Source organism: Vibrio sp. J383 (assembly GCF_023503985.1).
GTDB lineage: Bacteria > Pseudomonadota > Gammaproteobacteria > Enterobacterales > Vibrionaceae > Vibrio > Vibrio splendidus.
In genome coordinates, this window is the sequence record NZ_CP097293.1 from 1,059,813 (window position 1) to 1,072,056 (window position 12,244).

Annotated in this window: 10 protein-coding genes; 4 read left to right on the forward strand and 6 right to left on the reverse strand. The window is 43.1% G+C overall.

What is annotated here, in order from left to right; all coding sequences use genetic code 11:
* Window positions 1-35: 35 nt before the first annotated feature.
* Window positions 36-1,112 carry a DNA polymerase IV gene (gene dinB, locus M4S28_RS04730; protein WP_249632396.1) on the forward strand — a complete coding sequence of 359 codons (1,077 nt, stop codon included), beginning with the start codon at window positions 36-38 and terminating at the stop codon, window positions 1,110-1,112.
* 126 nt (window positions 1,113-1,238) lie between these two features.
* Here the strand turns inward: dinB and M4S28_RS04735 are convergent, their stop codons facing one another.
* Both M4S28_RS04735 and M4S28_RS04740 read right to left on the reverse strand, forming a co-directional pair.
* A complete protein-coding gene (locus tag M4S28_RS04735) occupies window positions 1,239-3,137 on the reverse strand; it encodes a methyl-accepting chemotaxis protein (RefSeq protein ID WP_249632397.1) in 1,899 nt (632 codons plus the stop codon).
* A gap of 257 nt (window positions 3,138-3,394) precedes the next feature.
* On the reverse strand, window positions 3,395-5,329 hold the full coding sequence (locus M4S28_RS04740) for a RecQ family ATP-dependent DNA helicase (RefSeq protein WP_249632398.1): 1,935 nt from the start codon (window positions 5,327-5,329) through the stop codon (window positions 3,395-3,397).
* 145 nt (window positions 5,330-5,474) lie between these two features.
* Here M4S28_RS04740 and M4S28_RS04745 point away from each other — a divergent pair, with 145 nt between their 5' ends.
* The 3 genes from M4S28_RS04745 (at window position 5,475) to M4S28_RS04755 (ending at window position 8,465) form a co-directional block, all read left to right on the forward strand.
* A complete protein-coding gene (locus M4S28_RS04745; protein ID WP_017080322.1) occupies window positions 5,475-5,948 on the forward strand; it encodes a GreA/GreB family elongation factor in 474 nt (157 codons plus the stop codon).
* An 86-nt stretch (window positions 5,949-6,034) separates the two neighbouring features.
* Window positions 6,035-6,829, forward strand: a complete 795-nt coding sequence (locus M4S28_RS04750) for a YggN family protein (RefSeq protein ID WP_004735238.1) — start codon at window positions 6,035-6,037, stop codon at window positions 6,827-6,829.
* Between the two features lie 274 nt (window positions 6,830-7,103).
* Window positions 7,104-8,465: a sodium-dependent transporter gene (locus tag M4S28_RS04755; RefSeq protein ID WP_249632399.1), complete on the forward strand. Its 1,362-nt coding sequence runs from the start codon at window positions 7,104-7,106 to the stop codon at window positions 8,463-8,465.
* Between the two features lie 208 nt (window positions 8,466-8,673).
* Here the strand turns inward: M4S28_RS04755 and lipA are convergent, their stop codons facing one another.
* The 4 genes from lipA to M4S28_RS04775 all read right to left on the reverse strand — a co-directional run bounded on the left by lipA (window position 8,674) and on the right by M4S28_RS04775 (window position 12,191).
* Window positions 8,674-9,639, reverse strand: coding sequence for a lipoyl synthase (lipA, locus tag M4S28_RS04760; protein ID WP_004735240.1), 966 nt, complete (start codon window positions 9,637-9,639; stop codon window positions 8,674-8,676).
* A 4-nt stretch (window positions 9,640-9,643) separates the two neighbouring features.
* The gene (gene lipB, locus M4S28_RS04765) at window positions 9,644-10,303 is read right to left on the reverse strand and encodes a lipoyl(octanoyl) transferase LipB (RefSeq protein WP_017079937.1); all 660 of its coding nucleotides are present in this window, start codon (window positions 10,301-10,303) and stop codon (window positions 9,644-9,646) included.
* Window positions 10,304-10,498: 195 nt separating this feature from the next.
* Window positions 10,499-10,774 (reverse strand): DUF493 family protein YbeD, encoded by a 276-nt coding sequence (gene ybeD / locus M4S28_RS04770; RefSeq protein WP_017079938.1) that lies wholly within the window; start codon window positions 10,772-10,774, stop codon window positions 10,499-10,501.
* Window positions 10,775-11,009: 235 nt separating this feature from the next.
* A complete protein-coding gene (locus M4S28_RS04775; protein WP_017079939.1) occupies window positions 11,010-12,191 on the reverse strand; it encodes a serine hydrolase in 1,182 nt (393 codons plus the stop codon).
* Window positions 12,192-12,244: the final 53 nt, after the last annotated feature.

The following is a 12,244-nucleotide window of genomic DNA, read 5'->3' on the forward strand; positions in this document are numbered from 1 at the left end:
TCATAGATACAGTTGTAAGGTTGGGTTATTCCTAGATGTGTAGTGCGGGCGAAGAGAAAGTTAGAAAAATAATCCATGTTGATATGGATTGCTTTTACGCAGCTGTAGAAATGCGAGATAACCCATCTTATAGAAATCGACCGCTCGCAGTGGGGGGACATGAAAAACAGCGCGGGGTTTTGAGTACATGTAATTATGAAGCTCGCAAGTTTGGTATTCGTTCTGCAATGCCAACAGGAAAAGCGCTGCAGCTTTGCCCCAACCTGTTGGTTGTCCCTGGGAGAATGTCGGTCTACGTCGAGATATCGAAAAAGATCCGCGAAATTTTTTCTCGATACACATCCATCATTGAACCTCTTTCTTTGGATGAAGCTTTCCTTGATGTCACCGATTCCAGGCAATGTCATGGTTCGGCCACACTGATTGCAGAGGCGATTCGTCACGATATCTGGAATGAACTCAACTTGACCGCTTCGGCTGGCATCGCTCCAATAAAGTTTCTAGCGAAAGTAGCGTCAGATATGAACAAACCTAACGGACAGTTTGTGATTCCTCCACAAGACGTACAAGCCGTGATTGATGAGCTCCCACTCGAAAAGATTCCCGGTGTTGGCAAGGTCAGTATCGAAAAACTGCATCAAGCAGGCTTCTTTACTTGTAAGGATATTAAGGAGTCTGATTATCGCGATCTATTGCTCAGGTTTGGCCGTCAAGGTGCATCACTATGGAAGCGCAGTCATGGAGTTGATGACCGAGAAGTTATCATCGAACGTGAACGAAAATCGGTAGGTGTGGAGCGCACTTTTACTCAAAACATTTCTACCTACGAGGAATGTTGGCAGGTGATCGAAGATAAGCTGTTTCCTGAGCTTGAAACTCGTCTCGAAAAAGCCAGCCCAAGTAAAGCGATCATCAAGCAGGGCATTAAGCTCAAGTTCGCCGATTTCCAGCAAACCACTATTGAACACATACACGCCTCTCTTGATCGCGAGCACTTCAAAGAACTGTTAAGTGAAATACTGAAAAGACAACAAGGGCGAGAAATACGCCTGCTTGGTTTGAGCGTGATGCTACAACCCAAAGATCAAATGCGTCAGTTGAGTTTCTTTTAGGGCATTGTTTATTGGGCACCCGTCATATGACTTTCGTGGTGCGATATATTTCCCAATATGTTTCGGCGCTCGTTACTCGAACGCCTTATTAAGCGTATTTTCTTTGGATTATTATCGAAGTTATTATTAGTCTCGGCCTCTGTTACCTATCTGACTAATATTGAAAAAGGCTAACACCTCTTTGAGTTCTGCCGTTTTTTCTGAAATAACGATATTGGCGTCTTGAGTATGTTGAGCACTGGTTATACTGTTTTTTACTGTTGTGTTAATACCTTCAATACGTTCGGTAATATCTTGCGTCACGATACTTTGCTCTTCTGAGGCAGAAGATACCATGGTGTTCATTTCAGATATTTCTATAACTTGTTGTCTGATATCGGAGAAGGCTTGTGAAAGTTCAAGCATCATTTCTTGCGAGCGTTGAACCAATACCGTATTTGAAGACATGTATTCGTCAGCTTTTCTGGACTGAGATTGAAGTTGAGTGATGATGTTTTTGATATCCACCGTAGATACTTGAGTTCTCTTTGCAAGCGATCTTACTTCATCAGCGACTACTGAAAATCCACGTCCATGTTCTCCAGCACGCGCTGCCTCTATTGCGGCATTTAAAGCAAGTAAGTTTGTTTGCTCTGATATTGAGTTGATAACTTCAACCACCGAGTTTATGTGTTCAGAATGCTCCCTTAGTTCATTTACGATAATGGCTGATTCTGCCATCGCTGAACTCACATCATGATTTATATTATCGGCTTCGCTGATTACGTTGGCACTGGTTTCTATAACCTGCATAGTCGCTTTTGCCATTCTGTCTGCGTGCGCAGCGTTGTCTGATACACTAGACGCAGCTGCCGATAACTCAGTTGCCGCAGTTGCTACCTGTTCTACATTATTAAACCCAGAGCTTGCATTGGTGTTTGTATCATCTATTAACTGTTCTATTTTCGTTTGTTGTACGGCTAAATCTGACATCTTAATATTCGACTGTTCGACAATATTAGAGATACTTTTTTGTAACCGTTGTAATGAGGTTTGTACCTGATCGAGTTCGTTATTACTTGAGTTGGACTCAATAGGAGTGAACTCACCGACGGACATTTTTTCAAGCGTTGATACCATAATCGGTAGGTTTCTAAGTTGTCTTTGAATAGCGACATAAACAGTTATCATCAGTAAAATACCAATACATGCGAACAACCCTATGATCCCTGTCATTAGGCTTTTATTCATAGTGTCTTCATGACTTTGGTTAGTCCATGCAAACAAGTCATAGCTATTTGTCAGTGGCTGCTTGGATATTGTGTAAGGTTCGTCAGATCCCTCAGCTTTATATAGATAGGGGGTGTTGGTCAGTGTTGTAAAGTTTGGGCGTAAATCGTAGATATTTTTATTCACCCAGCCTGTTTCTCTGGTTGAGGCGTCTGCCATCACAATCTCGCCATCTTTTGTTGTAATAGCAAATTCGACACCAAACTCCGGCATTAACTCAGACAGTGTTATATCAACACCAAATACTCCAACTAACTGTCCACTTCTCTTAATTGGTGCAGATACTGAAATAACTCGTTCACCTGTGTTACTAACATAGGGAGCTGATATATAGCTAGTATTGCCTTTTGCGGATATGGCGAGAAACCACTCTCTCTGCATTTCGATAACATTAAAATCCTTCACCCAGCCTTTGGATAGTGCACTAAATGGGGTGCCATTAATGTCTGCAAAATAAACATCGATAAAAGCAGGGTTTGCGGAATGAACTCTATCTAACACTCGGAGCATTCGAGATTCGTTAAAAGGGGCGTCGGTTCCGTAATATGGAAGTAGAAACGCGAATTGTTGAATCATAGACTTTGTATCTTCTAGGTTCGACTCAAACGTTTGAGAAACAACACTGACCACTTCGTCGTTATTAACTTGAATGTTTTCCCATTTCCAGTTGTTGAGATAGTGATTTGCAGATGTTAATGCGACCAAAAATAAAATGAGCATAACTATAAGAAAAGATAGGGATATCTTCTTGACCATTCTATGGTTCCTTTAATACAAGATAAGGGTTATCAATCAAAATTTGAAAGTTGGCCGATTGTTAACCAATCTGAAAGGGTGTCTAGTTTTTGAAGATTATTGATTGTTTTTAAGGTTTTTAATGGCAGGAATGATTAAATTGGTCGCAGCTCATAGAAGAGAAGAAAGCTTGATTCTAGGAGCTAAGGAATCTAAGCCATATGTAACCGACTAGACTTCATAGCCTAGCCAGTTTCTATATCAATACGTGAGATGCCTTATCTAGGAAGTTGTTTAACTCGCGCTAAGGTATCACTGAATGGTTGCTGCTCTAACTTTCCGTAACCGACCATTTTGCTGGCTTTAAGCCTGGTTGAAAGCGGGGTTGCGATTCCGCATAGAAAACGCGTAATGGCTTCGTCGGTGATCAATTGTTGGCTCTTAGATACAAATTCATGAATCCATGTCATTACGGTTTCGTCGTCAACGGGTTCAACATCGACGGTTGGTAATATTGCCACCTCACCACGGCATACCGAGCAATGACCACAGTTTGTTGGTGCCTTCTCATCGGCAAAGTAGCTCGCTAGGCGTGAGCTTAGACAAGTGTCTGCCTCAAAGAAGCTCAGCATTTGGTTAAGACGGTTTATTTCACTGTTCTCTTTTTCCTTAAACAATTCGGTTAGACGTTCCGATAACTGCATCATGTCTTCAGAGGTATTGTGGATCGCATACACATCTGTGATCTGCTTACTTTCCAACTCAATCCAACCTTGTTCATTGAAATAATCGATTGCTGCAATCACACGCTGACGATCAGTCTGGAAATGTGTCCACAGCGCATCGAAGTCGACTTGGCACCAGACCCTGGCTTGAGGCGAACACTGGAAAATAGCTTCGACAAAATGACGACGTTCGCCTTGGAATTGTTCGGTGATCTGCTGTTTCGGGCGAACGAACTTAAATTTGTAGTCAGCGAAGTAGCTGTACTTCGGCTCAATCACGCCTTCAATTTCGAGATACACCAGTAGCGTTTTTAGCGGCAACTGACGAATGTTGGATTCACGTGATAGCTGGTTAAGCATAATCTCCCATTGGTTTGAGCCAGCAGCGACAATGTTCTGGTTTTCGTAGATCTCTTTCAATACTGCTTGGATCGATATGTTGTCTGGCGTATCGCCAAATACGAAGTTCTCTAGTGTACTGAGGCCGTATTTGTTGGCGAGAAGAATACATTCTGAAGGCTGGCCATCTCGGCCTGCTCGACCGATCTCTTGCGAGTAGTTCTCTATCGATTTTGGTAAATCAAAGTGAATGACTCGGCGAATGTTAGATTTATCGACGCCCATACCAAACGCAATGGTGGCCACGATACAGTTCACGTCATCATTCATGAATTGATGTTGGATTACATCTCTGTTTTCTGGCTTAAGACCTGCATGATAAGCAACAGCATTAACGCCAGCGTTACGAAGTTGCTGAGCCACCATCTCTGCTGTTTGTTGAAGGGTGACATAAACAATAGTCGGAGCAAGAGAAGCTTGATTAACGACGTTGCACAAGGTTTCTAGTTTGCTGGTTTGTTCGCAAGGTTGAATAGACAGATCGAGGTTTTGACGATAGAAACCCGTAACAACAACACGTTCCTCATCGATATCAAACTTAGACTTCATATCTTGGATAACTGATGTGGTCGCGGTTGCTGTCAGCAGCAGTACCTGAGGAATATTGAGCTGTTTTTGGTATTGGGGAAGCTTTAGGTAGTCTGGTCTAAAGTTGTGTCCCCACTCTGAAATACAGTGCGCTTCATCGACCACCAGTAACGAGATCGGCACTTGGGAGATAAACTGGCGAAAGCGTTCGTTCTTCAAGCGTTCAACGGAGATCATGAGGATCTTGGTGTCTCCGTTACGTACCGACTGCATCACTTGTTGGGTGGTTTGTCTGTCTTGGCTTGATTCGATTGCAGCTGCGCTAATGCCTTTGCTGTGCAAGAAGCTGAGCTGGTCTTTCATTAAAGCTAACAGTGGCGATATCACTAAGGTTAAATGTGGCAATGCTAGCGCTGGCAATTGATAGCAAAGCGACTTACCTGAGCCTGTTGGGAATATGGCCGCCGTCGAATGACCAGATAGAACATTATCAATGACTTGCTTTTGCCCATTACGCAGTGAGTCGAATCCGAATACTTGTTTTAACTTCTGCTCAATCATTTATGTTCTACCTGAATTATTAAGTGTCGTATTGATGATAAAGCGAGCGTCCATTCATGATAGCGTCGCTTGATGAATCAAATGTCTTGCACCTGATTGTACCTAATTCTATTCTGTAGCTCCTATAGAAAAGCACCCCAATAGTATGAATAAGTCTGAGCTTCGCCAAATAATCTTAGAGCAACTCGAATCCCGACTACGTATCGCCCAATCTGCGACTCAGCGTGCGATTGATGCTGCGACCGATGAAGAGACTGTGCCTGAACATAAGTACGATACATTGGCATTAGAAGCTTCATATCTTGCTCATGGCCAAGCCGTAAGAGTGCAAGAGTGTGAAGACGACATTCAGTGTTATCGTAACTTAGTATTGCGCGACAGTGAGCGAATTACGGTGAGCAGCTACGTTGTGGTCATTGACGAGCATGATCAATATAAACACTTTTTTATGGGGCCGAGAGTCGGCGGACTTTCTGTCACGTGGAATGAGAATGAGATTGCCATCGTGACGGCAAATGCACCTTTTGGCCAAGCTCTAATGGGTAAAGAAGTCGGTGATGAAATTGAGTTTAAGGTCGCAGATAAACAGTTTTGCTATGAAGTAATATCTATCGACTAACTGAGTAACGTATATATAAAACGTTTCTCTGACAAAGAAGCATATACCAAGGGTATAGTAATCGGTCAGATTGATGAGAGGATGTTATGAAAAACAATGTATTTATGAAAAACAAAATATTTATTAAAAACAATGTATTAATCGCATCGTTAACAGCGGTAATCTCTTTTGTGAGCCTGCCAACTTTTGCTGCTCAGTGTCGAGTTGATTTGAAAAATGAATTGCGAATCGATGACCAAAAAGTCGAAATCCATCAAGTGAATGGTGATACTGCCGTTTTCGATGGCAACAACGACTTATATATCCATGGTGAGAAGGTTGAGCTTGATGCCGACCAACAAGCGGCGATTGAAAAATACCGCGAAAGCATGAGTGAGTACTTACCACGAGCGAAACAAATGGCTAACGATAGCCTAGCGTTAGCGAATGACGTGATTGATGATATTGCGGCTAGCCTAGATTCACCGGAATCATTTGATAATGTAAAAGAATCAATGAAAACCTACTTTGCTGAACTGGAAGCGCGTTACTACAAAGATGGCGAGTTAGTGTTACCAGCTGAAAGCTTTGATTCGATGGCCAATGGTTGGTCTGAAGATTTCGAGAAGGCGAAAGAAATCTTTAATCAAGAATTTATCTCCAGCGCTTTTAATGCGATGTCAGAAAAAATGAAACAAGATGGTGGTTTAAACCTTACCGAATTGGCTGATAGCATGGCTGAATTAAAGCTTAAAGTTGAAGAGCGAATGAAAGAACACTCTCAACAAGTGCAAGAGGAAGCGAACGAGTTCTGTGACTCACTTGATGAGATGGCAGAACAAGAGCAAGAGCTGCATGAAATCATTCCGAACTTAAAAGATTACCAAGTATTTACTATCTAGCCTGAGTTTCAGATTCTTTAGAAGAGCACCGATTGGTGCTCTTTTTTTATGGGTTAAATAAGCTAACAATTAACTTAGGAATGCCTCTCAGTAGACTGATCAATCGCTGTCTTGGTTTTATGTGGTCAGTTAGTCTGGGGAATTGTTAATAATTTGGTTTTAAATACTAAATGGATTGTAAAAATTAGAGAATTGTTCATTTATTGGTTGTACCCATCATTGCTTTTTATTACTGTACTTCTCAACTAGTTCACTGATTTTTAATGCGGGCGATATGGACCAACAATCTTCCTCTTCAAGAGAGCACTTTAGCTCTCGTTTGGGTTTTATTTTAGCAGCGGCGGGTGCAGCTGTTGGCTTAGGTAATATTTGGGGTTTCCCAACTCAAGTTGCCAGTAACGGCGGTGGCGCTTTTCTCTTAGTCTATTTGATCATGATCTTCGTGGTCGCTTTCCCAATGCTGGTGGTTGAGATGGCTATTGGTCGTCACGGCCAAGCAAATCCTGTCGATAGCATGCGTTCTTTGACTACGAACCCTTTGGGTAAGAAAGTCGGTGAGTTTGTCGGTTGGGTCGGATTGAGTGTGCCAAGCGCCGTGTTGGCATTTTATAGTATCGTTGGTGGTTGGTTGATCTGCTTCCTCATTGGTGCTGTCGCTGATCTGGTGGGGCTAGAGGCTGCTGCTGATTGGTTTAAAGGCTTCAGTGTTGAGCGAAATGTATTTGGTACCGTCGCATTTTATGTACTGACTATCTTGATTGTGCAGGGCGGTGTTAAGCAAGGCATCGAGAAATGGTCGACTCGTTTGATGCCTGCGCTATTTGTTTTATTTGGCTTATTGTTTGTTTACATCATGACGCAATCTGGCGCGATGGAAGGCCTAAAACACTACTTGGTTCCGGATTTTGAAAAAGTTTGGGATAGAAAATTGATTTTGGCAGCAATGGGACAAGGCTTTTTCTCGCTAACTATTGGTGGTTGCTCGATGTTGGTTTATGGCTCTTACTTGAGTAAGAAAGAGAACCTGCCCAAAATGGCAATGAACGTTACCTTAGTTGATACCGCTGTCGCTTTTATTGCGGGTTTAGTCGTGATGCCTGCAATGTTTGTTGCGATGCAGAAAGGGGTACAAATCTATGCGGAAGATGGTTCACTATTAAGTTCTGATACGCTTGTATTTACGGTTCTGCCTTTGATGTTTGATAGCTTAGGCGTGCTTGGTCAGATCTTCGCGATTGTTTTCTTCTTATTGCTAACGATTGCCGCACTGACTTCATCGATTTCGATGCTTGAAGGCCCTGTAGCACTAGTGAGCGAGCGTTTTAACACTAGACGAACGCCTACGAGCTGGGTAATTGGTGGTGTTATCGCGTTGTTTAGTGTGGTGATTGTTTACAACTTTGCCGCGATGTTTGGCATGGTTGCGATGATAGCGACTCAGTACCTTCAACCGGTCGCAGCACTGATGTTCTGCGTGTTTGGTGGTTGGGTGTGGAGCCGAGCTTCAAAAGTGAAAGAGCTTGAGCAAGGTTGCCCTGATTTCCAATTAGGTTGGTTTGGTAAGGTTTGGCCAATGTATGTGAAGTTTGTGTGCCCAATCCTAGTCGCAACGGTTATCTGGGCATCTTTCGGCTAACGCTGAACCCTATCGGGACTCTCTGAACCTAAACCCTCAGAAGAACTTGAAACGTTAAGCACAGAGCCACTCATAATGAAGTGGCTTTGTTGTTTTTATATAAAGCTATAGTGGCATGAAATATAAAGCTTAGCGGCACGAACAGGATAGAAAAAAGGCGCTGAACATAATAGTCAGCGCCTTCGCGTTTCTAGTTAAGCAATCGTGATTACTTAATTTCCATACCTTGAGCCTGTAAGTCTGCATGGTAAGAAGAACGTACAAACGGACCACAAGCTGCGTGAGTGAAGCCTAGCTCTAGAGCAATCTCTTTCAGCTCATCGAACTCAGAAGGCGGCACGTAGCGTTCTACTGGTAAATGGTGACGGCTTGGTGCTAGGTATTGGCCTAGTGTCAGCATCGTTACACCATGTTCACGAAGGTCTTTCAGTACTTGAACGATCTCTTCTTTCGTCTCACCAAGGCCCATCATCACCCCTGATTTTGTTGGGATAGTTGGGTGCTGTTCTTTGAATTTCTTCAATAGATCAAGAGACCATTTGTAGTTCGCACCTGGACGCGCTTTGCGGTATAGACGCGGCGCTGTCTCTAGGTTGTGGTTGAAAACATCTGGCGGGTTGTCTTTCATTAGATCAAGCGCAACGTCCATACGACCACGGAAGTCTGGTACCAGGGTTTCAATGCGAATGTTTGGGTTTTGTTCGCGAATTTCACGGTTACAATCAGCAAAGTGTTGAGCACCGCCGTCACGCAAGTCATCACGGTCAACTGAAGTGATTACTACGTACTTCAGTTTCATGTCTTTAATCGTCTTAGCCAGTTTCTTCGGCTCTTCTGCTTCAGGAGCAACAGGGCGACCATGGGCAACATCACAGAACGGGCAGCGACGAGTACAGATAGCGCCAAGAATCATAAACGTTGCCGTGCCGTGGTTAAAACACTCGGCTAGGTTAGGGCAAGACGCTTCTTCACAAACTGAGTGCAGGTTGTTCTTGCGCATTGCTGATTTGATTTCTTGAATACGATGGCTGTCTGAAGGAAGTTTAATCTTCATCCATGCAGGCTTACGTAGAACTTCTTTCTGTTCAGCAGGCATATTCTTTACGGGAATTAATGCCATTTTGTCAGCGTCACGATATTTAACGCCTTTTTCCATTTGGATTGGTTTGCTCATGATTTTATGCTTCTGCTGTAATGTTACTGGTGGCTTGAATGTCTACTTGGTCATAGCCGAGTAGCTCTACGAGCTCTTGTATTAACTGTTGCTCAACGTTTTCTAGTTCACTTGGCCCGCCTAGCTGGCTTACTTGTGCCATTTCCATACCTTGATAACCACATGGGTTAATACGTAGGAATGGAGACAGGTCCATATCGACGTTGAGTGCTAACCCGTGGAACGAGCAGCCACGTCGAATACGTAATCCGAGTGAACAGATTTTCTTGCCATCGACATAAACACCAGGAGCGTCAGGTCGGGCAGTTGAATTTATATTGTAAGCTTTCAGAGTGTTGATTACGAGGTTCTCGATATGAGTCACCAAATCACGTACTCCGAATTTTTTGCGGCGGATGTTAATCAAAAAGTAAGCGACTAACTGACCTGGGCCATGGTAAGTCACTTGGCCACCGCGATCGCTTTGAATTACAGGGATGTCACCAGCATTTAATACATGCTCGGCTTTGCCTGCTTGTCCTTGAGTGAAGACAGGGTTGTGTTCAACCAACCAAACTTGGTCTACGTCTTCTTCTGTGCGTTCGTCTGTGAACTTATGCATGGCTTTCCATACAGGTTCGTAATCCTGACGGCCTAATTTTTTTACGATTAGCTTATTTTGCAAAGCTGCACTCCCTCAAGGATTAATAAAGTGAACGCATTATAAACGCGAAACAGGTTTCTAACTACAGACGGACTGCAAGGTTTTTCAACTTTCTTTGTATTTATTGAAAATTAAGTTGAATGAATTTGACCTAGATAGGGTGCTTCAAACAAAAACAGCGGCAATAAGCCGCTGTTTTTCATGTGTAATCGGAGATTACAGAACCATACGAACGATTTCGATCTCGCCCAGTTCTTTATATAGCGTTTCTACTTGCTCAATTGAAGTCGCCGTAATATTTATAGAAACAGAGTGGTAGTTACCTTTCGCACTCGGTTTTAGCGTTGGGCTGTAGTCACCAGGAGCATGACGCTGGATCACTTCTAGCACTAGCTCAGTAAGTTCTGGCTTAGCATAGCCCATTACTTTGTAAGTGAATGAACAAGGGAACTCTAAGAGATCTTTTAGTTTTGCATCAGAATTGATGTTCATGAATAGCTCCAAAAGGCTAGACTCTCGCAAATTGGCGAAATGTCGATAAAAAGCGTGTTCGGTCAACAGACACGAGTAATAGGGCGGAATATTACGTGTAAATATCGCTGAACTCAAGATCAACAAAAGCCGCACATGGCGGCTTTTAGTTCGTCAATGAGTAAATAATGAACTTACTCATTGAGTTAGCTTTGCACTGAGCTTGTGTATTGCTTAGAGCAAAGCTTTGACTGGTTTAGAATAAACCCTTAAACAGCAATACTAGGTAGTCCCATAGACGACTAAATAAGCTGCCTTGGTCTACATCTTCTAGTGCAAGTAGTGGATATTCAGCAACGTCTTCACCATCAACTTGGTAGAATAGTTTACCGACAACATCGCCTTTGCTAATTGGTGCTTCCAGTTCCTTTTCAAGAACGAAGCTAGCCTTAAGGTTCTTCGCTTGGCCACGAGGTAGGGTAACGAAAGTATCTTCGTCGACACCTAGAGCAACCGTGTCCTTGCTACCCATCCAGATTTTTTCTTCAACGAATGTCTCACCAGCAGTATGTGGTGCCACTGTTTCGAAGAAACGGAAGCCGTAGCTAAGCAGCTTTTTGCTTTCTGTTTTACGAGCGTTAGCATTTTTAGTTCCCATCACAACAGCAACTAGGCGCATTTTGCCTTCGGTTGCTGAGCTTACTAGGCTATAACCTGCCTTGCTTGTATGGCCCGTTTTGATGCCATCAACGTTCATGCTCTTATCCCATAACAGACCGTTACGGTTGTACTGGGTGATGCCGTTGTAAGTGAATTTTTTCTCTGAGTAGATACGGTACTCATCAGGAACATCGCGAATCAGCGCCTGACCAAGTAGCGCCATATCATAAGGTGTTGAGTATAGATTCGGGTTGTCTAGACCGTGCACGTTAGCAAAGTGCGTGTCTTTCATGCCGATAGAGCTTGCCCATGCGTTCATTAGGTCAACGAATGCATCTTCAGAACCAGCAATATGCTCGGCCATTGCAACAGTAGCATCGTTGCCTGATTGAATGATGATGCCACGGTTCAGTTCTTCAACTTTAACCGTTGTGCCCACTTCAATGAACATTTTCGATGAATCTGGGAAGTTTTTAGCCCAAGCATTTTCACTGATTACAACATCGTCGTTTAGATTGATGTTGCCACGTTCTAGCTCTTGGCCGATCACGTAGCTCGTCATCATCTTGGTTAAACTTGCTGGAGAAAGTTGAGTGTTCATCTCTTTCTCTGCTAGTACTTTGCCTGAATGGTAATCCATCAGAACAAAACCTTTAGCGGCGATTTGCGGTGCATCAGGGACTACAATTGGAGCGGCGAATGACGATGTAGCTATCGTTGCAGAAAGAGCAACAGAAGTAGCAAAAATCGATTTAACAAGTTTATTAGATTTAATCATTTTGAATGCAATTATTTGGTGAACTATTCATATCTTAACAGAATCACTCTGTC